Source organism: Streptomyces sp. ALI-76-A, assembly GCF_030287445.1.
Lineage (GTDB): Bacteria > Actinomycetota > Actinomycetes > Streptomycetales > Streptomycetaceae > Streptomyces.
Window position 1 is genome coordinate 4,236,867 of the sequence record NZ_JASVWB010000002.1, and the last position, 24,387, is coordinate 4,261,253.

At 71.8% G+C, this 24,387-nt stretch carries 20 protein-coding genes, 2 pseudogenes and 1 riboswitch; of the genes and pseudogenes, 9 read left to right on the top strand and 13 right to left on the bottom strand.

The features are described 5' to 3' along the window. Positions 1 to 6: 6 nt before the first annotated feature. Together QQS16_RS19745 and QQS16_RS19750 are read left to right on the top strand one after the other, a co-directional pair. Positions 7 to 828 carry a hypothetical protein gene (locus tag QQS16_RS19745; protein ID WP_286066388.1) on the top strand — a complete coding sequence of 274 codons (822 nt, stop codon included), beginning with the start codon at positions 7 to 9 and terminating at the stop codon, positions 826 to 828. Positions 829 to 928: 100 nt separating this feature from the next. Beyond that, entirely contained in the window at positions 929 to 1,498 is a 570-nt protein-coding gene (locus QQS16_RS19750) for a hypothetical protein (RefSeq protein ID WP_286063160.1), read from the top strand. Positions 1,499 to 1,511: 13 nt separating this feature from the next. On the opposite strand, the gene QQS16_RS19755 is transcribed toward QQS16_RS19750, so the two are convergent. From QQS16_RS19755 to thrC, 6 genes and pseudogenes are all read right to left on the bottom strand, one after another. After that, positions 1,512 to 3,044, bottom strand: a complete 1,533-nt coding sequence (locus QQS16_RS19755) for a carboxylesterase/lipase family protein (protein WP_286063161.1) — start codon at positions 3,042 to 3,044, stop codon at positions 1,512 to 1,514. 118 nt (positions 3,045 to 3,162) lie between these two features. After that, positions 3,163 to 4,339 (bottom strand): annotated as a pseudogene (locus QQS16_RS19760) (NADH:flavin oxidoreductase). 181 nt (positions 4,340 to 4,520) lie between these two features. Next, on the bottom strand, positions 4,521 to 6,146 hold the full coding sequence (gene groL, locus QQS16_RS19765) for a chaperonin GroEL (RefSeq protein ID WP_286063162.1): 1,626 nt from the start codon (positions 6,144 to 6,146) through the stop codon (positions 4,521 to 4,523). Between the two features lie 369 nt (positions 6,147 to 6,515). Then, positions 6,516 to 6,719, bottom strand: coding sequence for a cold-shock protein (locus QQS16_RS19770; protein ID WP_010035953.1), 204 nt, complete (start codon positions 6,717 to 6,719; stop codon positions 6,516 to 6,518). A gap of 431 nt (positions 6,720 to 7,150) precedes the next feature. Then, positions 7,151 to 7,426 carry a ubiquitin-like small modifier protein 1 gene (locus QQS16_RS19775; RefSeq protein WP_286063163.1) on the bottom strand — a complete coding sequence of 92 codons (276 nt, stop codon included), beginning with the start codon at positions 7,424 to 7,426 and terminating at the stop codon, positions 7,151 to 7,153. Positions 7,427 to 7,538: 112 nt separating this feature from the next. Next, a complete protein-coding gene (gene thrC, locus QQS16_RS19780; protein ID WP_286063164.1) occupies positions 7,539 to 8,834 on the bottom strand; it encodes a threonine synthase in 1,296 nt (431 codons plus the stop codon). Positions 8,835 to 8,852: 18 nt separating this feature from the next. Continuing rightward, positions 8,853 to 9,011, bottom strand: a riboswitch (SAM riboswitch). A 186-nt stretch (positions 9,012 to 9,197) separates the two neighbouring features. On the opposite strand from thrC, the gene QQS16_RS19785 reads away from it, so the two are divergent. After that, the gene (locus QQS16_RS19785) at positions 9,198 to 10,142 is read left to right on the top strand and encodes a glucosyl-3-phosphoglycerate synthase (RefSeq protein WP_286063165.1); all 945 of its coding nucleotides are present in this window, start codon (positions 9,198 to 9,200) and stop codon (positions 10,140 to 10,142) included. A gap of 97 nt (positions 10,143 to 10,239) precedes the next feature. After that, positions 10,240 to 11,640, top strand: coding sequence for an alpha,alpha-trehalose-phosphate synthase (UDP-forming) (locus QQS16_RS19790; RefSeq protein WP_286063166.1), 1,401 nt, complete (start codon positions 10,240 to 10,242; stop codon positions 11,638 to 11,640). A gap of 112 nt (positions 11,641 to 11,752) precedes the next feature. Here QQS16_RS19790 and otsB read toward each other — a convergent pair whose 3' ends face one another. From otsB to QQS16_RS19805, 3 genes are all read right to left on the bottom strand, one after another. Continuing rightward, the gene (otsB, locus tag QQS16_RS19795) at positions 11,753 to 12,625 is read right to left on the bottom strand and encodes a trehalose-phosphatase (RefSeq protein ID WP_286063167.1); all 873 of its coding nucleotides are present in this window, start codon (positions 12,623 to 12,625) and stop codon (positions 11,753 to 11,755) included. Positions 12,626 to 12,970: 345 nt separating this feature from the next. After that, entirely contained in the window at positions 12,971 to 13,213 is a 243-nt protein-coding gene (locus tag QQS16_RS19800; RefSeq protein WP_286063168.1) for a DUF3263 domain-containing protein, read from the bottom strand. A 44-nt stretch (positions 13,214 to 13,257) separates the two neighbouring features. Next, entirely contained in the window at positions 13,258 to 14,490 is a 1,233-nt protein-coding gene (locus QQS16_RS19805; protein WP_286063169.1) for an ABC transporter substrate-binding protein, read from the bottom strand. A 156-nt stretch (positions 14,491 to 14,646) separates the two neighbouring features. On the opposite strand from QQS16_RS19805, the gene QQS16_RS19810 reads away from it, so the two are divergent. The 3 genes from QQS16_RS19810 to QQS16_RS19820 all read left to right on the top strand — a co-directional run bounded on the left by QQS16_RS19810 (position 14,647) and on the right by QQS16_RS19820 (position 17,893). After that, a complete protein-coding gene (locus QQS16_RS19810) occupies positions 14,647 to 15,621 on the top strand; it encodes an ROK family protein (RefSeq protein WP_286063170.1) in 975 nt (324 codons plus the stop codon). Next, on the top strand, positions 15,621 to 16,832 hold the full coding sequence (gene nagA, locus QQS16_RS19815) for an N-acetylglucosamine-6-phosphate deacetylase (protein WP_286063171.1): 1,212 nt from the start codon (positions 15,621 to 15,623) through the stop codon (positions 16,830 to 16,832). Before QQS16_RS19810 ends, nagA begins: the two co-directional genes overlap by 1 nt. Positions 16,833 to 16,963: 131 nt before the next feature. Beyond that, on the top strand, positions 16,964 to 17,893 hold the full coding sequence (locus QQS16_RS19820) for a 1-phosphofructokinase family hexose kinase (protein ID WP_286063172.1): 930 nt from the start codon (positions 16,964 to 16,966) through the stop codon (positions 17,891 to 17,893). Between the two features lie 187 nt (positions 17,894 to 18,080). Here the strand turns inward: QQS16_RS19820 and QQS16_RS19825 are convergent, their stop codons facing one another. Continuing rightward, positions 18,081 to 19,037: a carbohydrate-binding protein gene (locus tag QQS16_RS19825; protein ID WP_286063173.1), complete on the bottom strand. Its 957-nt coding sequence runs from the start codon at positions 19,035 to 19,037 to the stop codon at positions 18,081 to 18,083. Positions 19,038 to 19,156: 119 nt separating this feature from the next. Continuing rightward, a complete protein-coding gene (gene cdgB, locus QQS16_RS19830) occupies positions 19,157 to 20,809 on the bottom strand; it encodes a diguanylate cyclase CdgB (protein ID WP_286063174.1) in 1,653 nt (550 codons plus the stop codon). 349 nt (positions 20,810 to 21,158) lie between these two features. Between cdgB and QQS16_RS19835 the strand changes: the two genes are divergently transcribed. Both QQS16_RS19835 and QQS16_RS19840 read left to right on the top strand, forming a co-directional pair. After that, a complete protein-coding gene (locus tag QQS16_RS19835; protein WP_286063175.1) occupies positions 21,159 to 21,743 on the top strand; it encodes a flavin reductase family protein in 585 nt (194 codons plus the stop codon). 153 nt (positions 21,744 to 21,896) lie between these two features. Further along, the gene (locus QQS16_RS19840; RefSeq protein WP_286063176.1) at positions 21,897 to 23,450 is read left to right on the top strand and encodes a hypothetical protein; all 1,554 of its coding nucleotides are present in this window, start codon (positions 21,897 to 21,899) and stop codon (positions 23,448 to 23,450) included. A gap of 57 nt (positions 23,451 to 23,507) precedes the next feature. On the opposite strand, the pseudogene QQS16_RS43980 reads toward QQS16_RS19840, so the two are convergent. Then, a pseudogene (locus tag QQS16_RS43980) lies at positions 23,508 to 23,696 on the bottom strand (hypothetical protein); the annotation flags it as partial. A gap of 123 nt (positions 23,697 to 23,819) precedes the next feature. Further along, positions 23,820 to 24,257 (bottom strand): alternative ribosome rescue aminoacyl-tRNA hydrolase ArfB, encoded by a 438-nt coding sequence (gene arfB / locus QQS16_RS19845; protein WP_286063177.1) that lies wholly within the window; start codon positions 24,255 to 24,257, stop codon positions 23,820 to 23,822. Between the last annotated feature and the right edge of the window lie 130 nt (positions 24,258 to 24,387).

Consider the following 24,387-nt stretch of genomic DNA (forward strand, 5'->3'; position numbering starts at 1 on the left):
CACCCGATGGCCAACCCGGGCTACGGCAAGCGCTCCACCCCGGACCAACGCCCCCGCACCGCGCACGACTTCGCCCACCTTCCACCCCGCGAAGCCGCCATCGCCGCGTACATCGACCGCCTTCCCGACAGCGCCGACATCTCCGTGAAGACGCTGGCCAAGGTGCTGCCGTACGGACAGTGCGCGCTGCGCACGGCCCTCAACCGCCTGCAGAGCGCGGGACACTTGCGCCGGGGGCGCGAGCATCTGGTGGCGGCCGAGGGGAGCGCGCGCTGGATCACCCGATCGTGGTTCACCCGTACCGCGCGCGACGATGACTGGTGGACGGCCTTCACCCGGGGTGACGTACCGAAGGACCAGCCGCCTGACGCGCCCCGCCAGACCCGCTCGCGCGCCTTCGTCCTGCTGGCCGCCCTGGGCCGTACCGCTCCCGCCCTGTCGCTCTCCCAGGCGGACTGTGCGAGCCTCGCCCCGTTGCTGACGGAGTGGTTCGCGCGGGGGGCCACGGACGCGGCCGTACTCCAGGCACTGACCGCCGGCCTGCCCACGCTGGTCCACCACCCGGCCGCCCTCATCCGCAGGCGCCTGACCACCAAGCTCCCACCCGAGCCCGCACCGGCGGCCCCACGCCCGCTCCGCGTCCTGGAGTGCGCGAAGTGCGGTGTCCCGGGCCGGCCGGAGGCACTGCCGGGCGGCGTCTGCGGAACCTGCCGGGGCGACACCGGACCCGCCCGGCCCGCCGCGCCGCTCGTCGCGGCCACGGTCCGTACCCTCGCCGCCGAGGTGCGCGCGGCGATGGCTCCCCGAGGCGAAAGGCCACGGGTATGAGCGCTGCGACGGCCCGCCCTCCGCGCGCACCCGCTGGTGTGTACAGTTTTTTCATGGAGACGGAAGAGCCGAGGCGGCCGCGCGACGAGGCGGAGATCGCATGAACCACGCCCAGCTCACCGCCCTCGGCCGTGCTCTCCGTCTGCTCGGCGAGCACGGGGAGGCCCTGACCGGCGACACGCCCGACTCCCGGCTGCACGAGGTCAAGGCCGACATCAAGCGGGCCCTGGACCTGCTGGACGACAGTGTCAGTTCGGCCGCGCCCTCCACCCGCTGCCCGGAGCACCCAGGCGGGCCGGTCGACGAGAACGCCCCGGACCTGTGTCTGCTGTGCGAGACCCGGCGGCGGGCGGCCCGGCGTTCCGAGATCAACGGCCCCGCCGCGCACTCCCGGCCCGCCGAGCCCACGCCCTCCCGGTACGGCGTGCGCGAGGACCGGCCGCGGCCCCAGCAGCGGTGGCTGCCGGAGCTGTGGAACGGCCAGGCGTGGCAGCTGTGCGGGACCCCGCGCCGGGACCGGCACGAGGCCGAGCTCTACCTCGCCGCCCAGCGGCGCGGCCCCCGGGCCGCCATGGCCTACCGGCTGGTGCACGAGTTCACCGACTACGAGGTACTGCGGATCTGGGGCACCCCGGTGCACGTCGACATCGAACCGCTCGGGAATCTGTAGCCCTCCGCCCCGTTCACCCCAGCAGCGGGAGCGCCGCGAACTGGTACCCCTCCCATATCCGCCGGGAGGCCTCCTCCGGATACGCCCTGACCTGCGGCTCCGCATCCCACACCCGTACCGGCCGCGTCGCGGTGTCGTAGGCCGGCCAGCCCGGGTCGCCGGTCCTCGCGAACGCCGTCCAGGAAGCCCGGAAACGGGACGACAGCACCTCGGCCTCCGCCGTGGGCTTCCCGTCGGGGAACAGCATGGCGCCGAAGTCGGCGGTGAACGTGCCGAAGAGCAGCGGGATGTCCAGCGCGTGGCAGGCACCGAGAGGGCCCGGCGCCGACCAGGTCAGCTCGTAGACGTGGGCGCGGCCACCACCGGCGAGCTGCGCCTCGGCCAGGTGGAGACTGGGCATGGCGAACAGCCAGTCGGTCTGGACCCGTTCGAACAGCTCACTCGGCGTGGCGTCGGGGAAGGCCGCGCGGTAGGCCTCCTCGCCGGCCGAGGTGCCGGGGGCACCCGGCGCGAACATCCGCAACGCCCCCCGCGCCTGCTCCTGCGTGATCTGCCCGAGCCGTCCGCCCATCGCCAGGAACAGCCGGAACTCGTCCCGGTTGTGGCCCACGACCAGTTCCACGTCCCGGCCCGACCCGGCCGCCAGCGCCTGCCAGGGCGTGACCGGCAGGACCTCGCCGTCGACCACCGGAGAGAAGGGAGTCACCGTGGGGGCCGCCTGACCCCACCTGTCCGTGTACCGGAGCATCTTGGCGCCCAGCGACTCACCCGCGGAGGTCAGCCGGCGGGGGTCGACCGTCGCGAGGTCGGCGGCCGTCGGACGCAACCCCGCCTCCGCCGCGATCGCGGCCGCCATGTCCCGGGCCAGCGCTTCGGAGAAGAAGGTGCCCGGGACGCTCTGGGCGATGGCCCGACGGAACAGACCGGACGCGGACGGCATGGCCAGCAGGGACGCCACCGAACCGGCGCCCGCCGACTCGCCGAAGACGGTCACCTGGCCGGGGTCGCCGCCGAACGCCGTGATGTTGTCCCGCACCCACTCCAGCGCGGCGACCTGGTCGAGCAGGCCGCGGTTGGCGGGCGCCCCGTCGAGGCGGGCGAAGCCCTCGATGCCGACGCGGTAGTTCAGGGTGACGACCACGACGTCACCGTCGTGCGCGATGTGCCGGGCGTCGTAGCCGGGGCTGCCCGCGTGGCCGAGCTTGTAGGCGCCGCCGTAGATCCAGACCATGACCGGGCGGTGGGCGGCCGGGTCCGGGTCGGGTGTCCACACGTTGACCGTCAGCCAGTCGTCGCCCAGAGGCACGTCGGGTGCGACGCCACCGCCCAGTGCCGCCGCGTCCTGCGGGGGCGGCGGGCCGAAGGCGTACGCGTCACGGGTGCCGTCCCAGGCCGCCGCCGGGCGCGGCACCTGGAACCGGGCCTCCCCGACCGGCGGGGCGGCGAACGGGATGCCCCGGAAGACGGCCAGACCGTCCTCCCGGCGCCCGCGCACCGCGCCGGTCGCGGTGCGGACCACTGGGTGTTGGGGCTGGGTCGTCGTCACAGATCACTCCTCGCCGATGAACCGATGAGCCGGTAGTTGCTCGCCAGGATCATTGCCATCACCCATAAATTTGTCACCCGTGCGTTCGGCACCCGTGCCCTGGAAAGGGAGCCGGCACTCAGCTGAGCGTCCGCAGCGCCGCCGCGTCGTACGGCTTCAGCTCGTCGTACCGGCCCGCCAGGACCTTCGCCGCCCACTCGGGGTCCTGGAGCAGCGCGCGGCCGACGGCGATCATGTCGAACTCCTCGGCCTCCAGCCGGTCGAGCAGGTCGTCGATGCCCTTGACCGGGGCGCCCTCGCCCTGGAAGCCCTTGATGAAGTCGCCGTCCAGGCCGACCGAGCCGACGGTGATGACCGGCTTGCCGGTGAGCTTCTTGGTCCAGCCGGCCAGATTGAGGTCCGAGCCGTCGAACTCCGGGAGCCAGTAGCGGCGGGTGGAGGCGTGGAAGGCGTCCACCCCGGCCGCGGCGAGCGGAGCGAGGATGGCCTCCAGCTCCTCGGGGGTCTCGGCCAGGCGGGCCCGGTACACGTCCTGCTTCCACTGCGAGTAGCGGAAGATGACCGGGAAGCCGGGCGAGACCCGCTCGCGGACCGCGGCCACGATCTCCTGCGCGAACCGCGCGCGGGCGACCGGGTCGCCGCCGTAGGCGTCCGTGCGGCGGTTGGTGCCCGCCCACAGGAACTGGTCGATGAGGTAGCCGTGGGCGCCGTGCAGCTCCACGCCGTCGAAGCCGGTCCGCTCGGCGTCGGCCGCCGCCTGGGCGAACGCGCCGATGACCTCGTCCAGGTCGCGCTGCGTCATCGCCTTGCCGGTGGGCTCGTCCGCGCCGATCCGCAGGCCCGGAGGGGCCGACGGCGGGAGCGTCCGGGTAGGGCGGCTGGCCCTGCTCGCGCACCATGCCGATGTGCCACAGCTGCGGCACGATCGTGCCGCCCGCCGCGTGCACCTCCTCGGCGACCTTCGCCCAGCCCGCGAGCTGCTCCTCACCGTGGAAGCGCGGCACGCTGTCGCTGTTCCCGGCCGACTCGTGGCCGACGTAGGTGCCCTCGGTGACGATCAGGCCGACGCCCGCGGCGGCCCGGCGGGAGTAGTACGAGGCCACGTCCGCGCCGGGGATGCCGCCCGGGGAGAACTGGCGGGTCATCGGCGCCATGACGATCCGGTTCGGGACGGTCAGGCCGTTGAGGGAGACGGGCCGGGCCAGGACTTCGGCCGCACGGGAGGTGGAGGCGGCGGGAGTTGCGGTCACGTGGGGACTCCTCGGGGGTCGGTTCGGGATCCGGCAGCCGGACATTCCGGACGGTATGTGCATACGCATCGACTGCCTCCCCTCGTCAACCGGCCCCACCCGGCCCGGCATTCCACCGCGCCCCGCCGACCGGTGTGATCCCGGACACGCCCGAGGGCGGCACCCCCTGCTTCAGGGAGTGCCGCCCTCGGGTACTGCGGACGGTCGATCAACCGGAACCGGTCGATCAGAAGTCCATGTCACCGCCCGGCATGCCGCCGCCGGCCGGGGCGGCGCCCGCCTTCTCCGGCTTGTCGGCGATGACGGCCTCGGTGGTGAGGAACAGCGCGGCGATGGAGGCCGCGTTCTGCAGCGCGGAGCGCGTCACCTTCGCCGGGTCGATGATGCCCTCGGCGATCATGTCGACGTACTCGCCGGTCGCGGCGTTCAGACCCCAGCCCACGGTCAGGTTGCGGACCTTCTCCACGACGACGCCGCCCTCGAGACCACCGTTGACGGCGATCTGCTTGAGCGGGGCCTCCAGGGCGAGCTTCACGGCGTTGGCGCCGGTCGCCTCGTCACCCGTCAGCTCCAGCTTATCGAACACCGCGGAGGCCTGGAGCAGGGCCACGCCACCACCGGCGACGATGCCCTCCTCGACGGCCGCCTTCGCGTTGCGAACGGCGTCCTCGATGCGGTGCTTGCGCTCCTTGAGCTCGACCTCGGTGGCGGCACCGGCCTTGATGACGGCCACGCCGCCCGCGAGCTTCGCCAGGCGCTCCTGGAGCTTCTCGCGGTCGTAGTCGGAGTCGCTGTTCTCGATCTCGGCGCGGATCTGGTTGACCCGGCCCTGGACCTGCTCGGAGGAGCCGGCACCGTCGACGATGGTGGTCTCGTCCTTGGTGATGACGACCTTGCGGGCCTTGCCCAGGAGGTCGATGGAGGTGTTCTCCAGCTTGAGGCCGACCTCCTCGGAGATGACCTCGCCGCCGGTGAGGATGGCGATGTCGTTCAGCATCGCCTTGCGGCGGTCACCGAAGCCCGGCGCCTTGACGGCGACGGACTTGAAGGTGCCGCGGATCTTGTTGACGACCAGGGTCGACAGGGCCTCGCCCTCGACGTCCTCGGCGATGATCAGCAGCGGCTTGCCCGACTGCATGACCTTCTCCAGCAGCGGGAGCAGGTCCTTGACCGAGGAGATCTTGGAGTTGGCGATCAGGATGTACGGGTCGTCGAGGACGGCCTCCATACGCTCCATGTCGGTGGCGAAGTACGCCGAGATGTAGCCCTTGTCGAAGCGCATACCCTCGGTGAGCTCCAGCTCCAGACCGAAGGTCTGGGACTCCTCGACGGTGATGACGCCTTCCTTGCCGACCTTGTCCATCGCCTCGGCGATGAGCTCGCCGATCTGGGTGTCGGCGGCGGAGATGGAGGCCGTGGAGGCGATCTGCTCCTTGGTCTCGACATCCTTCGCCTGGTCCAGCAGGGCGGCGGAGACGGCCTCGACGGCCTTCTCGATACCGCGCTTGAGGGCCATCGGGTTGGCGCCGGCGGCTACGTTGCGCAGGCCCTCCTTGACCAGGGCCTGGGCGAGAACGGTCGCCGTGGTCGTACCGTCGCCGGCGACGTCGTCCGTCTTCTTGGCGACTTCCTTGACCAGCTCGGCGCCGATCTTCTCGTACGGGTCCTCGAGCTCGATCTCCTTGGCGATGGAGACACCATCGTTGGTGATCGTGGGGGCGCCCCACTTCTTCTCGAGGACGACGTTGCGGCCCTTGGGGCCGAGCGTCACCTTGACGGCGTCCGCGAGCTGGTTCATGCCGCGCTCGAGGCCGCGCCGCGCCTCCTCGTCGAACGCGATGATCTTGGCCATGTGAAGTGGTCCCTCCAGGACTGGGGGTGATTCCTTCGGACCGCGCCCGCGCCCGCGACGGACGGCTCGCCGACCCCGTGGTTCCTTGCCCCACCTGGCCTGCGGGCCTCACCGACCCGGTCCTTCGTTGTCACTCTCACTGTCAGAGTGCTAACGCCAATGATTAGCACTCGCCCCCTGCGAGTGCAAGCTCCTCTCGGGGATCGGGCACCCGCGCCAGCCGCCCGAGGGCGGTCCGAAGACGGTCCGCGGACGGTCCGCGGGCGGTCCGCGGGCGGTCCGCCGACGACTCCCGGACACGCCGAAGGGCCCGCACCCTCCCGGGTACGGGCCCTCCTGATGAAGACCGGATTGCGGTTGGTCGCGCGTTCAGGCAGAGACGCGAACCATGTCGGCCTGCGGGCCCTTCTGGCCCTGCGAGATCTCGAACTCGACCCGCTGGCCCTCTTCAAGGGTGCGGTACCCGTCCATCTGGATGGCGCTGTAGTGGACGAAAACATCCGCACCACCGTCGACCGCGATGAAGCCGTACCCCTTCTCCGCGTTGAACCACTTGACGGTGCCCTGAGCCATGCCTAACTCCCCTATTACTGGCCCTTGCACAGACCCACACTTCGTGGATCCGGGTCAGACCTCACCCCCCACATGATTGGGAGCGTGCGCCGGAACGCGTCGACCGCGGCCGAATGTATCTGCCCAACTGCCGTCTGCAACAGGTCAATCGGACGAGAATTCAGGACGCGCGCGATCCGGAATGTGGCGAGAATTCGCCTGAATTCGGGGCAAGTCGGGCCCCATAAAGAGCACAAAAGGCGCGAAAGAAGCGCACACTTTGGCTACATCTTGTCGGACGCAAGGCGGTAATCAAGGGCTGCCGACATGCGAACGGGCAGCGCGTTCCCCAACTGTACCGCGCTCAACCACATTGAATTGCCCCCTCCGCTTCTCTTACGGAGGGGGCAATTCGATGAACGCTCGGTAACTGCGGTTACCGAAGGTAATGATCAGCCGCCGGCGACGGCCGGAATGATGGAGACACCGGCGCCGTCCGGGGTCGCGGTCTCCAGTCCCTGCTCGAAGCGGACGTCGTCGTCGTTCACGTACACGTTGACGAACCGGCGCAGCTTGCCCTGGTCGTCCAGTACCCGGGCGGCAATGCCCGTGTGGTTCTTCTCCAGGTCGGCGATGACCTCGCCGAGGGTGGCTCCGTCGGCGGCGACCTCGGCCTTGCCGCCGGTGTAGGTGCGCAGGATGGTGGGGATGCGGACAGTCACGCTCACGATGGAAACCTCCGGTCGGGTGGAGCGCCCCCGAGGGGCGCGGGACTGTATCGATGTGCGGCTCCGCCGCGCGGGCGCGACCAGCCCCCACCGGCCCGCAGTATGACGACGGTTATACGAGTCCGGCGTCCCGGAACGACTCCAGGCTGGGACGAATGGTCGCGGTGAGCCCGGTCCCGGCCACCGCGTCCAGCGTCTTGAGACCGTCACCGGTGTTCAGGACGACCGTGGTCAACGCGGGATCCAGCAGCCCGTTCTCGATCAGCTTCCTCGTGACGCCGACCGTCACCCCGCCGGCGGTCTCCGCGAAGATACCCTCGGTCCGCGCCAGCAGCTTGATGGCGTCGACGATCTGCTCGTCGTTCACGTCCTCCACCGCGCCACCCGTACGGCGCGCGATGTCCAGCACGTAGGGCCCGTCCGCCGGGTTGCCGATGGCGAGCGACTTGGCGATGGTGTCCGGCTTCTGCGGGCGCACCACGTCGTGCCCGGCCTTGTAGGCGACGGACACCGGCGAGCAGCCCTCGGCCTGCGCACCGAAGATCTTGTACGGCCTGTCCTCGACCAGTCCGAGCTTGATCAGCTCCTGCAGACCCTTGTCGATCTTCGTGAGCTGCGAGCCGGAGGCGATCGGCACGACGAGCTGGTCGGGCAGCCGCCAGCCGAGCTGCTCGCAGATCTCGTACGCCAGCGTCTTGGAGCCCTCGGCGTAGTACGGCCGCAGGTTGACGTTGACGAAGCCCCAGCCCTCGCCGGCCGGGTCGCCGATCAGCTCGGAGCAGAAGCGGTTCACGTCGTCGTAGTTGCCCTCGATGCCGACGAGTTCGCCGCCGTAGATCGCGGCCATGACGACCTTGCCCTGTTCCAGGTCGTGCGGGATGAACACGCACGAGCGGAAGCCGGCCCGGGCGGCGGCGGCGCCGACGGCACCCGCCAGGTTGCCCGTGGAGGAGCAGGACAAGGTGGTGAAGCCGAAGGCGCGGGCGGCCTCGATGGCCTGGGCGACGACCCGGTCCTTGAAGGAGTGGGTCGGGTTACCGGAGTCGTCCTTCACATACAGTCCGCCGGTGACGCCGAGCTCGCGGGCGAGGTTGTCGGCCTTCACGAGCTTGGTCCAGCCGGGGTTGATGTTGGGCTTGGTCGCCACGTCGGCCGGGACGGGCAGCAGCGGGGCGTAGCGCCAGAGGTTCGAGGGTCCCGCTTCGATCCGCTTGCGGAGTTCCTCGGTGTCGTAGGCCGAGAAGTCGTAGGCGATCTCCAGCGGGCCGAAACACTCCTCGCACGCGAAGACCGGGCCGAGGGGGACACGGTGACCGCACTCCCGGCAGCTCAGCGCGGCGGCGGGGCCGAGGTCGACGGGGGAGTCGGTGGTGCTGTCCGTGGTGCTTGCAACAGTCTGCGCAGCCATGTGAGGCGAGGCCCTTTCTCCTCATCTTCCCCACGGCGCATCTCGCCGTGAGACGGATTTGGCACCTTCCCTAGCCGGGGAGCCTCGCGGAAACGATCGACGGTGATCGCTACGAGACCGGCTGGAGGGTTGCCGGGGCTTCATCGGGCCGTATCCCTCTGCCCCTCTGGATGAGCGGTATGAAGTTGTTGATCGTTGAAACGGAACGCCGACCCCGACATGCGATGGTCATCAGCGTTGTTCAAGACTGTAACCGAAGGCCAGGACAGTTGAGGGAGCCGTCCGAACCGCGAGATGGATCACATGTTCCACCAGGGACCATGGATCGCAGCTCGCCGAGAGAACGCAGAGGAGCCGCGCACTGTGCTGAACGAAGTCGAGCGCTGGCTGAGCACCCGCTCCTGGTCGAAGACCGACCGCCCGCTCCACAAGATCCTGGCCGCGAAACGCGCCACGCACCAGACGGTCAGCGTCGTGCTGCCCGCGCTCAACGAGGAGGAGACGGTCGGCGACATCGTCGCCGTGATCCGGCACGACCTCATGCAGCAGGTCCCGCTCGTCGACGAGATCGTCGTCGTCGACTCGGGATCGACCGACCGCACGTCCGAGGTGGCCGCCGCGGCCGGGGCGCGGGTCGTCCACCGCGACGACATCCTGCCCCGCGTCCCGGCCGTCCCCGGCAAGGGCGAGGTGCTCTGGCGCTCGCTCCTGGTCACCAGCGGCGACATCGTCTGCTTCATCGACGCCGACCTCAAGGAGTTCTCCTCCGACTTCGTCTCCGGGATCGTGGGCCCGCTGCTCACCGACCCCGGCGTCGATCTGGTCAAGGGCATGTACGACCGCCCGCTGCGGGGCGCGGCCGGCCAGGGCGGCCGGGTCACCGAGCTGATGGCCCGCCCGCTGCTGAACATGCACTGGCCGCAGCTGGCCGGTTTCGTCCAGCCGCTCGGCGGCGAGTACGCGGCCCGCCGCTCGCTGCTGGAACAGCTGCCGTTCCCCGTCGGGTACGGCGTGGAACTGGGCATGCTGATCGACGCCCTGCACCTGGTGGGCCTGGACGCCCTCGCCCAGGTCGACGTCGGGGTGCGCAAGCACCGCCACCAGGACGGCCAGGCGCTGGGCCGGATGTCCGCCGCGATCTACCGCACGGCCCAGCTGCGGCTGGCCCGCGGTCACCTGATCCGGCCCTCCCTCACCCAGTTCGAACGGGGTGAGTCGGGCTTCGAGCCGCGCACCTACTCCGTCGACACGGAGGAACGGCCGCCGATGGCGGAGATCGCCGAGTACGCGGAACGGAAGGTCGCCTGAGGTGCGCCGCGGCACGTGCTCCCCGGGGCGCCGGACACCGCCCCGAAGAGGCCATCCGTACGTTTGAGCGGTTCCGGGCCGGGCTAGGTTGAGGCGTATGGCTTCAACGCACGATGCTGCAGTACTGGTCGCGTCCAACCGCGGCCCGGTCTCGTACGACGTACACGAGGACGGCTCGCTCCACGCCAGACGGGGTGGTGGCGGGCTGGTCTCCGGACTGTCCGCCATCGGCCCCGACGCCGGCGCGCTGTGGGTGTGCTCGGCGCTCGGGGACGGCGACCGCGAGGCGGTCCGGCGCGGGGTCGGCGAGCCGGGGGTCCGCATGCTCGACATCCCCGCCGACGTGCACGCCGACGCGTACAACGGCATCGCCAACTCGGCGCTGTGGTTCGTCCACCACATGCTGTACCAGACCCCGCTGGAGCCGGTCTTCGACGCGGAGTTCCGGCGCCAGTGGGCGTCCTACGAGACGTACAACCGCGCCTTCGCCGAGGCGCTGGCCGAGGAGGCGGCCGAGGGCGCGGCGGTCGTGGTGCAGGACTACCACCTGACCCTGGTCCCGGGCATGCTCCGCGAGCTGCGCCCGGACCTGCGGATCGGGCACTTCTCCCACACGCCGTGGGCGCCGCCGGAGTACTTCCGGATGCTGCCGGACGACATCGCCGCCCAGGTGCTGCGCGGGATGCTCGGCGCGGACCGGCTGGGCTTCCTCACCCACCGCTGGGCGGACGCGTTCACCGCGTGCGCGGAGCAGTTCGCCGGAGGGCTCGGGGGCACCCGGGTCGGGGTGCACGGGCTCGGCGCGGACGCGGACTTCCTGCGCGAGCGCGCGCACGAGAGCGACGTGGACGAACGGATGGCGGCGCTGCGGGAGGAGATCGGCGCGGCTCCCGACGGCGGCGCGCGCCGGACGATCGTCCGGGTCGACCGGACCGAGCTGTCGAAGAACATCGTGCGCGGGATGCTGGCCTTCCGGCAGCTGCTGGAGGACCGTCCCGAGTGGCGCGAGCGGGTGGTGCACGTCGCCTTCGCGTACCCGTCGCGGCAGGACCTTGAGGTGTACCGGGAGTACACGGCTCAGGTGCGGCGGCTGGCGGAGGAGATCAACGCCCGGTACGGGACGCCGGACTGGACGCCGGTCGTGCTGCACGTCAAGGACGACTTCGCGCGCTCGCTGGCGGCTTACCGGCTGGCGGACGTGGCCCTGGTCAACCCCATCCGGGACGGGATGAACCTGGTCGCCAAGGAGGTGCCGGTGGTCTCCGACCAGGGGTGCGCGCTGGTGCTGTCGCGGGAGGCGGGGGCGTTCGAGGAGCTGGGCGAGGACGCGATCGCCGTCAACCCGTACGACGTGGTCGCGACGGCTCACGCGTTGCACGAGGCGCTGGTGATGCCGGTGGGTGAGCGGGCGGAGCGGACGAAGCGGCTGGCGGCGGCGGCGACCGCGCTGCCACCGGCGCAGTGGTTCCTGGAGCAGCTGTCGGCGCTGAAGGCCTGATCTCTCTCGCCCCCGCCGCCCCTGCCCGTCCCGTCCCGGGGGCTGCCGCCCCCGGACCCCCGCTCGGCCCTTGACGGGCCTCCTCCGCGAGCGCCGGACGGGCTGACGTGCCTCAGGTGATCCGTGCCGCCAGGGCCCGCAGCAAGTCCACGACCCCCTGCGGGCCGTCGACCACCACGTCCGCCCGTTCCCGCACCTCGGTGACCTCGTCGTTGCCGCTGCACACCAGCAGGCCCGGGGTGCCCTGGGAGCGGAGCGTGTCGACGGCGGCGAAGGCGGGGAGGTCCCCGAGGTCGTCACCGGCGTACAGGACGGACTCGGCGGAGAGCTCGCGGGCGTAGTCGAGGAGGGCGACGCCCTTGTCCATGCCGGGCGGACGGAGTTCGAGCACCATCCGGCCTGGCTCGACGATCAGGCCGTGCCGGGTGGCCAGGTCGGTGAGCGGGGCGCGCAGTGCCTCGAAGGCGGCCTGCGGATCGGCGGCCCGGCGGGTGTGCACGGCGATCGCGCGGCCCTTCTCCTCGACCCAGGTGCCCTGCCAGGCGCCGGCCCGGCCGAGGAGGCCGGGCAGTTCGGCGCGGGCGGCGGCGACACCGGGATGCGGGGCGGGGGCGCTGACGGTGCCGGCCTCCCAGCGTTCGGCCCCGTAGTGGCCGAGGACGACGAGGCGTTCCAGGCCGGGGACACCCGCGAAGCCGCCGTTGCGCACCGCGACGGCGGGCGGCCGGCCGGTGACCACGGCGACGGCGGCGACCTTCGGCGCGAGGGCGGCGAGCGCGGGCACCGCGTCCGGGTGCGCCCGGGCCTGCTCCGGGTCCGCCACGATCGGCGCGAGCGTCCCGTCGAAGTCGAGCGCGATCACCGCGCGCCCGGGCCGGCTGAGGATGGCCTCCAGCCCCTCACGCCCAGCGTCCGTCACGGGAACCGGAACCGGAACCGGAAGCGAGGCTGCGGCTTCCGCGGAGTACGTCTCATGGCTACCCATAGCCCGACCCTATCCAGCAACCCCCGAACCATTCCCCCACAGCCTCCACACCCCTCCCGGACCCACCGAGCCCAACCACAGCACGCACATCGGCCTCCACGCCACATCCGGGCCCCCGAGCCCAACCACGGCACGGGCATCGGCCTCCACGGCACTTCTTGGCCCACCGAGTCGGGTGGTGGGTGGGCACAGGTCCGGGGGTCTGGGGGCGGAGCCCCCAGGGACGGCCGCGCGGTGCCGGGTGCCGCATGCCCTGGCGGAGCCCCCAGGGACGGCCGCACCGGTGCCGGGTGCCGCATGCCCGGGGTGCCCAGGAGGCACCCGCACCCGCGCCGGAGGCGGGCGTCAGCGTTCGCCGCGCCGCGCGTCCCGGACCCGCCGCAACCGGTTCACCGTCACCGGGTCGAACGCCAGCGCCCTCTCATCGTCCAGCAGCGCGTTCAGCAACTGGTAATAACGCACCGGCGCCAGCCCCAGCTCCTCCCGTATCGCCCGCTCCTTCGCCCCGGGCCCGCCGAACCCACGCCGCTCCAGCCCGAGGATGTCCCGCTCCCGTCGGCCGAGCCGCTGCTCCGGATCCCTGTCCATGCCCGGCACGTTAGCCGCCCCCACTGACACCCACCGCCGCGCCGCTATTCCGCGCTGCGCGCCGCCGACGCCGTCGCCTGGAGCTGGCCCAGGACAGCCGCCGGGCTGCCGTTCGGGGCCACGGCCTGACCGATCCGCTGCTTGATGTCCGCGCTGACCTGCGCCCAGGACGTCTGGCCGACGGGGTACAGCTCGGAGACGGGCAGCTCGTCCAGGAACGGCTTGAGGTCCGCGTCCTGCCGTGCCGCGCTCATCGCCTGCGAGGCGGACGTCGTCACCGGCAACAGGTCGTACTCCCGCGAGAAGGCGAGCACGTTCTTCTCGTCGTACACGAAGTCGAGGAAGTCGCCGATCTGCTCGGCGTGCCCGTTCTTCCTGAACGCGGCCATCCAGTCGGCGACACCCATGGACACCTCGCTGGGCCCGTCCGTCCCGGGCATCGGCACCATGCCGAACTTCACGCCCTTGTCGGCGGCGGCCTTCATCAGCGAGGGATGGCCGTTGAGCATGCCGACGTCCCCGTTCACGAACGCGGCGAACGCGTCGGCGCGGTCGAGCCGGCCGGGCGCGACCGGCCCGGTCAGCCCCTTGCCGACGAGATCGTCCTTGAGCCACCTGAACGTCGCGATGTTCTCCGCGGAGTCGAGGGAGTAGCCGCCGCCGGCCGTGGTGTAGCCGCCCCCGCCGCTGAGCAGCCACTGCATGGTCTCCGCCTGCGCCTCCTCGGGCCCCAGCGGCAGCGCGTACGGGTACGGCACGCCCTCCTCCTTGAGCGCCTGCGCGTCGGCGGCCAGCTCGTCCCACGTCCGGGGCGCGCTGAGGCCGGCTTCGGCGAAGAGGGTCTTGTTGTAGAAGAGCACGCGGGTGGAGGCGGCGAACGGCAGCCCGTACTGCACGCCCCTGACCTGTCCGGCCTGGGCGAGCTGGGAGACGAAGTCGGCCTGGGTGGGGATGGAGAGCAGTTCGTCGGCCCCGTAGAGGAGGTCCTGGGCCGCGTAGTCGGCGTACGCGCCGATCTGCGCCAGGTCGGGCGGGTCTCCGGCGTCGGCCATCCGCTTGACCTCGCGGTCGACGTCGTTCCAGGAGTGGACGGTGACGTCGATCCGCACGCCGTCGTGGGTCTTCTCGTACTCCTCGACGAGCGCGTCCCAGTACTTCTTCGAGCTGTTCGCCGCGCTGTCGCCGTAGTCGGCCGCGACCAGCTTCAGGGTCACCTCGCCGGAGTCACCCGTGACACCGCAGCCGCCCAGCACCGCAGCCATGCCCAGCACGGACATCACCGCGATCGTTCCCGTTCCACACCGCCGCCGCACTGCCAACCGCCTCAAGATCACTGATCGAAACTCTCGAAAGGTCATACATATTGCCGTACAAGGTCTACACCACGTAAGTGGACTAGACCTCTTGAGGGTCCGCAGGTCACACTGTCCCCTGTGAGACATGTCATCGCCCTCGACGTGGGCGGCACCGGGATCAAGGCCGCCCTGCTGGGGGCGGCCGGCACCGCGCCCTCCGGGGGGACGCCCCCGCGGCCCCCCGTGCTGCACCAGGCCCGCCGCGCCACCGGCCGTGAGCACGGACCGGAGGCGGTCGTCGACGGCATCCTCGACTTCGCCGCCGAACTGCGCGCGTACGGCGTCCGCCACCTCGGCGAGCCCGCCGAGGCGGCCGGGCTGGCCGTCCCCGGCATCGTCGACGAGCAGCGGGGCGTCGCCGCCTACGCCGCCAACCTGGGCTGGCGGGACGTGCCGCTGCGCGCGCTGCTCGGCGCCCGGCTGGGAGTCCCGGTCGCCCTCGGCCACGACGTGCGCACCGGCGGCCTCGCGGAGGGCCGGATCGGCGCCGGCCATGGCGCCGACCGCTTCCTGTTCGTGCCGCTGGGCACCGGCATCGCGGGCGCCATCGGCATCGGCGGCCGGGTCGAGGCGGGCGCCCACGGCTCCGCGGGCGAGATCGGTCACGTCGTCGTCCGGCCGGGCGGCGCCCCCTGTCCGTGCGGGCAGCGCGGCTGTCTGGAGCGGTACGCCTCCGCGGCGGCGGTGAGCGAGGCGTGGGCGGCGGTCTCCGGCCACCCCGGGGCGGACGCGGCCGACTGCGCGAAGGCCGTCGCGACGGGCGACCCGAAGGCAGCAGAGGTGTGGCAGGAGGCCGTCGACGCGCTCGCCGACGGCCTGGTCACCGCGCTCACCCTGCTGGACCCGCGAGTCCTGATCATCGGTGGCGGACTCGCCGAGGCGGGGGAAACCTTGTTCACACCGCTGCGGGACGCCGTCCGGCGACGCGTCACCTTCCAGAAGCCGCCGTCCATCGTCCCCGCGGCGCTGGGAGACACGGCCGGGTGCCTCGGTGCCGGACTGCTGGCCTGGGATCTCCTCGACCACACCGACCGTACGGAGGTAACCCCCTGATGGCAGTCCACCCAGGGGCGCGGGGAACTGCGCGACCGGCCCCACCCGACCCGCGGCCCGCCGCCCGCGACGCGCCCCTGGTCCTCTCCGGCGCGAACGTGGTCCTGCCCACCGGAACCGTGGAAGACGGCCGGGTCAGCGTCGAGGGCACCCGCATCACCGGCACCGCCCCGGAGAACGCCCGGGTCGTCAACGTGGAAGGCCACTGGCTGGTCCCCGGTTTCGTCGACCTCCACAACCACGGCGGCGGCGGCGCCTCCTTCACCTCCGGCACGGTCGACGACGTCCTCAAGGGCATCCACACCCACCGGCTGCACGGCACCACCACCCTCGTCGCCTCGACGGTCACCGGCGACATGGACTTCCTGGCCCAGCGGGCCGGTCTGCTCTCCGAGCTGGCCGAGCAGGGCGACATCGCCGGGATCCACTTCGAGGGGCCGTTCATCTCCCCGTGCCGCAAGGGCGCGCACGCCGAGTCACTGCTGCGCGACCCCGACCCGGCGGAGGTCCGCAAGCTGGTCGACGCGGCGCGGGGGCAGGCCAGGATGGTGACGCTGGCCACCGAGCTGCCCGGCGGCATCGACTCCGTGCGGCTGCTGGCCGAGCACGGGGTGATCGCGGCGATCGGGCACACGGACGCCACGTACGAGCAGACGGCCGAGGCGATCGAGGCCGGCGCGACGGTCGCCACCCACCTGTTCAACGCGATGCCGGCGCTCGGCCACCGCTCCCCCGGCCCGATCGCCGCCCTCCTGGAGGACGAGCGGGTCACGGTCGAGCTGATCAACGACGGCACGCATCTGCACCCCGCCTCCCTCCAGCTGGCCTTCCACCACGCGGGCGCGGGCCGGGTGGCGTTCATCACGGACGCGATGGACGCGGCCGGCTTCGGTGACGGCCGCTATCTGCTCGGCCCGCTGGAGGTCGAGGTCAGCGAGGGCGTGGCCCGTCTGGTGGAGGGCGGCTCGATCGCCGGCTCCACCCTCACCCTGGACCGCGCCTTTCAGCGGGCGGTGACGATCGACCGGCTGCCGGTGGAGGACGTGGTGGCCGCCCTGTCCGCCAATCCGGCCCGGCTGCTCGGCATGGACGACACCGTCGGCTCCCTGGAGCCGGGCAAGCACGCCGACCTGGTCCTGCTGGACACCGACTTCGCCCTCAAGGGCGTGATGCGCCGGGGCGAATGGGTGGTGGATCCCCAACTGGGATGATCTGTCCCGCTGTTGAGGCGGCGGTTGTCCTGCGAGACTGGGACGGCCGCCGTCCGTTTGGCATGATCGACTCTTCGGACAGCCGGACAGCCGGCGCACATGGAGACGTTTTTCGGGGGAGGTCGGCCCAGGTGATCCTCACGGTCACGCTGAACGCGGCTCTCGACATCACCTATCGCGTACGGTCCCTGCGCCCGCACACCTCCCACCGGGTCACGGAGGTGACCGAACGGCCGGGCGGCAAGGGCCTGTACGTGGCCCGGGTCCTCGCGGCCCTCGGGCACGAGGTGACGGCCACCGGCTTCACCGGCGGCGCCACCGGGCGCTCCCTTCAGGACCACCTCACCGCCGTCCCGCGTCTGGTGGACGCCCTGGTCCCGGCCGGCGACGCGACCCGGCGCACGATCGCCGTCGTGGACGAGCGCACCGGCGACACCACCCAGCTCAACGAGCCCGGCCCGACCGTCACGCCCGCGGAGTGGTCCGCCTTCCAGGAGGCGTACGAGGGTCTCGTCCCGTCCGCGGACGCGGTGGCCCTGTGCGGCAGCCTGCCGCCGGGGGTCCCGGTGGGCGCGTACGCCGGGCTGATACGGACCGCCAGGACGGCCGGGGTGCCCGTCCTGCTCGACACCAGCGGCGAGCCCCTGCGGCGCGGGGTGGCCGCCCGCCCCGACATCGTGAAGCCGAACGCCGACGAACTGGCCGAGCTCACCGGCTCCCACGAGCCGTCGCGCGCCACCCAGGACGCCCGCCGGCGCGGCGCCCGCGCGGTCGTCGCCTCCCTCGGCACGCAGGGCCTGCTCGCCGTGACCCCGGAGGGCCGCTGGCGCGCCACCCCGCCCGCCCGCGTCCACGGCAACCCGACCGGCGCCGGCGACTCGCTGGTCGCGGGTCTCCTGTCCGGCCTGGTGGAGGGACTGCCCTGGCCGGACCGCCTGACCCGCGCGACCGCCCTCGCGGCGGCCACGGTCCTGGCCCCGGTGGCGGGCGAGTTCGACCGCGAGGCCTACGAGGAGCTGCTGGGGCGGGTGGCGGTGACGGGGGAGACCAGCGCGGCCTGAGCCGCCCGGATCCCCCACGTGGCTAGTGCCGCGGCAGGCAACGTTTGCCCGTCAAGGAGCGGCGTCCGGTGCGTGCTCTCGGCGTGCCGGCCGGAAGCCCTCGTACTGGACGTACTTGGGCTTTCGTCCGGTGCGGCGAGAGGGCGTGCCGGGCGTCGCGACGGGGCGAACGTTGCCTGCCACGGCACTAGTCCTTGACCTGTCCGGCCTTCAGCCACATCTTGTCCAGCAGGACGTCGCACTTGTCGCCGTTCTGGCAGGAGACGGAAATGGTGTTGGTGCCCTTGCTGAGGGTGGGATACGCGTAGGTCTGGGTCCAGCCCTTCGCGTAGTCGCCCTCGCCGGCCTTCGCGAAGTTGCCCAGGTTCAGCTTGGTGCCGAACGCCTTGCCGTTGACGGTGAGCGTCATCTCCTGGTCCTTGCCGGGGACGCTGTAGCCCGCGAAGACGGTGTAGGTGCCCTCCTCGGGGATGCCGTTGACGGTCCAGGTCACCTCGGAGCCGACCTGGTTCAGGCCGGTCACGTAGACGCCGCCCTCGGCACGGGCGCCCTCGACGTCGGAGGCGGTCACCACGCCGGGCGAGAGCCGCATCGTCTTCGCGTCGGTCTCCGGCAGGTCCGCCTGGGCGGGCGCGCTGCCGCTCGCCGACGGGCTCGGCTTGCTGCTCTGCGAGACGGTCGGCGTGCTGGACGCCTCGTTGCCGCCCGCGCTGTCGTCGTCGCCGCCGTTCATCATCGCCACGCCGATGCCGATGACGACCGCCGCGACCACCGCGACGGCACCGATCAGCAGCCCCTTCGTGTTGGGACCGCGACGGCCGCCGCCACCGCCGTAGGACGGCTGCGGGCTCTGGGTGGTGGACGCGCCGCCCGGGAAGGACTCGGGAGCGGCGTAGTGCGTGTTCGACTGGCCGTAGGGGGCCTGGGCCTGCTGCGGGACCTGCCCGTAGGGCGCCGTCGCGGCGGCCTGGCCCTGCTGGCCGTACTGCCGCTGGCCGACGGCCCGCACCCGGTTCACGGAGTTCGGGTAGCCGTAGCCGCCACCGGACGGGGGCTGGGCCCCGTTGGCCTGCCCGTCGGCGTAGAGGTAGCCGAACGGGTCGTCGTCCTCGGGCGTGCTCGCGCCGTTGTTGCCGGCCGTCATCCCTTGGTCTCCTCAGCGGGTGCGTGCGGATGCGATTCGTGTGGTGAGACTGGCGAGCCTACCCGCTCCTGCTGCCCCGAACGGGTGACTCGGATCGCATCAGCTCGCTGACCTGGGACTCATCCCGCGCGTCTGTGTTGTTTGGGACGCGATCGTTTCTCTACGTACATCCGCTCGTCGGCCGACTTCAGCACCTCGTCCGCCGTCATCCCGCAGTGCGCCCACCCGATACCGAAGCTGGCGCCGACCCGCACGGCCCGGCCGTCCACCCGGATGGGCTGGATGATCTCGTTGCGCAGGCGGACGGCCAGGTCCTGGGCGTCCGCCCGGCCGAGCCCGTCGGCCAGGACGACGAACTCGTCGCCGCCGAGCCGGGCCACCGTGTCGCCGTCGCGGACACCGCCGGACAGCCGCCGGGCGACCTCGATGAGGACCGCGTCTCCCGCGTTGTGCCCGAACCGGTCGTTGATCGACTTGAAGCCGTCGAGGTCGCAGAAGAGGACCGCGAGCCCCTTGGTGCCGTCGTCGCGCTCCCCCTCGGGGGCGACGGTGTGCACGTGGTGGTCGTAGGCGTCGAACGCCTCGGCGCCCGGCGGGTAGGCGAAGCCGTGGCCGTTGGAGTCGAAGGCGGGGTGCCCGAAAGCCGCGTCCACCGGTTCGAGGGCGCCCGTCTGCGTGGCCCGCCGGCACAGGCGCGAGGAGAGCCGGGAGCGCAGCTCGGCGGAGTTCGGCAGACCGGTGAGCGCGTCGTGCGAGGCGCGGTGGGCGAGCTGGAGCTCGCGGCGCTTGCGGTCCTCGATGTCCTCGACGTGCGTGAGGAGGAACCGGGGACCGTCGGCGGCGTCGGCGACGACGGAGTTGCGCAGGTGCACCCAGATGTACGTGCCGTCCCGGCGGCCCAGGCGCAGCTCGGCCCGGCCGCCCTCGGCGGACGTCCGGAGCAGGGTGCCTATGTCCTCGGGGTGGACGAGGTCGGAGAACGAGTAGCGGCGCATCGCGGACGCGGGGCGGCCCAGCAGCCGGCACAGGGCGTCGTTGGTGCGCAGGATCCGGCCGTGCTGGTCGCCGCCCATCTCGGCGATGGCCATGCCGGAGGGCGCGTACTCGAAGGCCTGCCGGAAGCTTTCCTCACTGGCGCGCAGGGCCTGCTGCTCCCTTTCGAGCCTGACCAGTGCGCGCTGCATGTTGGCGCGCAGACGCGCGTTGCTGATCGCGATGGCGGCCTGGAACGCGTACATCTGGAGCGCTTCGCGTCCCCACGCGCCCGGCCGGCGGCCGTTGCGCGGCCGGTCCACGGACAGCACGCCGATCAGTTCACCGCTCGCGGCGCCCTGGAGGCCCGAGGTGTACATCGGGGCGAACAGCCGGTCGGAGGGGTGCCACTCGTCCTCGAAGCGGGGCGCGGGGCCGTCGGTGTACCACTGCGGTACGTCGTCGTCGTCGAGGACCCACCCCTCGGTGTGCGGGATGAAGACGAGGTCGCCCCAGTGTTCGCCCATGCTCAGGCGACGCTCCCAGGACTCCCGGGATCCGACCCGGCCGGTGATCAGGGCCTCGGCCGCGGGGTTGCCCGCGAAGGCGGCGACCACGAGATCGCCGTCGGGACGGACGAGGTTGACGCACGCCAGCTCGTATCCGAGGGCGGTGACCACGCCGTCCGCGACCGTCTGCAGTGTGTCGGCCAGGCTGCGGGCCGCGTTCATGTCGGCCATGACCTGGTGCAGCTGTCGCAGGGACGCAAGACGGACGTAGGGTTCCGACTCGGTCTCCATGCTCGCCCTCCCCCCGAGACCTCGCAGCGAATCAAGGGTTCTGTTCGGCGCTTGTGGTCGGTGGTGCCCTTGCATCTTCCCCGCCACTGAATCACAGCGCGCTGCCCACTCGGTACACAGGGTCAACAATTAGTGCCCCTTGTGACTCAAGTCACAGCGAAACGTGAACAATTGAGTGGGGTTTCTGCGTTTTCCCTGTGCGTTTACTGAACGTAAATTTTGTGCGGATGTGGAGACAGGACCGACGGTACACAGGGAAACTCGTCCGCGAGCCCTAGGACCGCGATCGGCCCGTGCTCGGCCCGGGGCCCGATGCGGTGCGCGTGGGGCGGAGATTAGCGTTCCGGGTGTGCCGAACACTCCGCCAGTCACCTCCGCCCCCGCCGTCTCCCCCGCCTCCGGGCATGCTGTGGGGGTGAGCAACGACGAGTTCCGTGCCGCCATGTCCCGGCTGGCCTCCGGCGTGGTCCTGGTGACCGCCCGGGAGGCGTCCCTCGACCCGGACGACCCGCGGGCGCCGGTCGGCGAGGACGTCGGCATGACGGCGACGGCGTTCATGTCGGTCTCCCTGGACCCGCCCCTGGTGCTGGTCAGCCTGCGCGAGGGCTCCCGCATGGACGACCTGCTCGACGAGCAGCCCCTGTGGGCGGTGTCGGTGCTGTCCGAGAGCCAGCGGCACATCGCCGGCCGGTTCGCCATGAAGGGCCGCATCAGCGACCGCCTCCTGTTCGAGGACATCCCCTACGTCCGCGGCGAGACGACCGGCGCCCCCCTGGTGGGCGGCGCCCTGGCCACCCTGGAGTGCCGCACCGAACAACGCGTGCCGGCCGGCGACCACACCCTGGTCGTCGCCCGCGTCCTGACGGCTTCCCTGCCGAGCGCGGACGGCGGCCCGCTGGCGTATTTCCGGGGGCGGTACCGGCAGTTGGGGTGAGGAGGCGGGCGGGCGGGCCGCCGCGGATCATGCCGGGGCGGAGTGGCCGGGCACGGCACCGGGACGCCTCGGCGTACCTCTGTTTCCGCTCACTTATTGGCCGTACCCTGACAAGTCACGGTACGTCAGGCGTGATTTACATGGGGGGCCGTCATGTCCTGGGACCAGAATGCCCGTGATGACGTCGTCGTTCCGCCGATGCCGCCCGGTCCGCCACCCGCTCCCGCGGATCCGTGGCGGGCCGTCGCGGTGGCGTCGCTGAACCTGAGCGGACTGGGGCTCGGCTACGCCCTCGTGCGCCGCTGGAGACCGGCGGCCGTGTGCTGGGGCGCGACCGCGGCCTTCCTCTTCGCCGGCCTGCCGGCGGACCCGGACGGGGTCCCGGCCGCGCTGGTCGTCGTCTATCTGGCCTTCCTGGTGTTCGCGGCCGCACACGGGGCGTTCGTGGGTCTGCGGACGCCGATGAAGTGGCCGCCGAGCCCCCTGATCGCGGCCGCACTCGGTGTCGTCCTGCTGGCCGTCCCCGCCACCGGGGTCGTCCTCTACGACGACGCGCGCGACGAGGCCACCGAGCAGATGCTGCTGGACCGGCTCGGACAGGCGGACGAGACGGTCAGGACCGTGCGGCGGATGCCCTTCGCGACGGCGAAGGCGGACTACCGGGAGGCCCTCGCCGTCTACGACGGGCTCAGCGAGGACCACCCGGGGTCGCGGGCCGCCGAGCGTGTCCCGGACCGGCTCCGCGCCTTCTACGCAGCGGTCGCCTCGCCCTACACGGAGAAGAGTTACTGCGCCGCCATCGAACCCCTGAAGTACCTCCGCACCGTTCCGCGCACGGTACGTGAGAAGGATCTCGGCTCCCTGTCCACCTGGCCCGACGACCGGCTGGCCACCTCGCTCTACGGATGCGCGGAGCCCTCCCTCAGCGGCGGAACCGGGGAATGGACCTCGCACTTCGGTGAACTGCTGACCCTCTTCCCGGAGTCCGAGCAGGCGCGGAAGGTGGAGCCCGCCGTGCGGGGCGAGGTCGACAAGGCGGTGAAGTCGGTGGGCGGGGACGAGCCCTGCGCGGCCGTCACCCGGCTCGAAAGCCTCGGCACCCAGGCCGACTCCCTGCCGGCGGAGCGGGCCCGCCTGGCCGACGCCCTCGGCCGGGAGGCCGACCGGGCCCGGGAGAACGCGAGAACGGGCACGTACGCGTGCGGCGTGGACCAGTACCGGGACAAGCAGTTCGGCGAGGCCGTCACCACCATGAACGACTTCGTCGAGAGCAACCCGGGGCACAGGAACCAGGCCCGCGCCCGGAAGATAGCCATCGCCGCGGAGGTCGCCCAGACGATACCCGCGGCCGGCAAGCGCCTGCCGACGACCGCATCCGGGGGCAGCATCTCCGTGACCGTCAAGAACGACAGTCCCGACGACATCACCGTCCTCTACACCGGGCCGGTGACCGGCAGCTTCACTCTCCAGGCGTGCGGCGGCTGCACCTCCTACTCCCTGGGCAGCACGCTCGGACTCGGCTTCGAACCGTGCAGCGACAGCGGCCGGAACTACCCGCAGCGAACCATCCAACTACCCGTGGGAACCACCTACTTCGTGCACAAGTCGCAGAGCGGCCTCGGCAAGTCCCCCGCCTCGGACACCGCCAAGCTGTCGCCGGGCTACATCTACACCGAGTGCGCGTACACGACGACTCTCGGTTACTGACTGCGGGCACACCGGCAGGGGCGCCACCGGTCGGGCGGTACCCGCGCGCGGGACGCGTCAGCGAAGTGTGCGGCGGTACAGGGCGTCCGGGGTCCGCGACGAGCCGACGCGGCCGGTATGGGCGATGCCGGCCGCGTACTCGTGGTCCGCGCACTGGCCCTTGTGGTGGCCGTTCGCGAAGTCGCCGCCTCTGGGGAGCGGGCCCCGGTTGTCGTTCCGGTCGAACCAGACCGGTGGCGCCGCTGTGGTTCGGGCCGGTGTAGCCGCAGAAGTGGGCCGAGTACACGAGTTTGTGCGAGTCGACGAGGGTGTGCGAGAGCCCGCGTACCGGCTCCAGGGTGGGGCGTCCGTGTGCGAAAAAGAAGGGCCCTAGCCCCAGTCGCGTCCTGTTCTGCCCCGCTTGGTGTCCGAGCGCTGCTTCTTCTCGCGCAGGCGGCGCTCGTTGATGCCGCGCGGGATGCGGGTCGCCCGGCGGGGCTTGGGCGGGGGAGCCGTCGCCTCGGCGAGGAGGGTGGCCAGGCGGACCGCGGCGGTCTCGCGGTTGCGCCACTGGGAGCGGTGCTCGGAGGCGCGCACGGTCACCACGCCGTCCACGAGCCGCCCGGCCAGCTTGTCCAGCGCCCGCTGCTTCCACACCTCCGGAAGGGCTTCGGTGCGCGCCAGGTCGAAGCGGAGCTCCACGCGTGAGTCGCTGGTGTTGACGTGCTGCCCGCCCGGCCCCGACGACCGCGAGAAACGCCACATGAGCTCGGCCTCGGGGAGCGAGACGGAGCCGCGGATCAGATAGGGCCCGGACATGTCGTCCATGTTCCCGCCTCTGACCGGTCCACGTCACCCCAATATCGGGCCGGTCCTCCGTTCGGTAAAGAAAGCAAAGACACGGGGAACCTTGGACACCTCACACGACGTTCATAGGTGTAGCTGTAGCTTCGTGCCC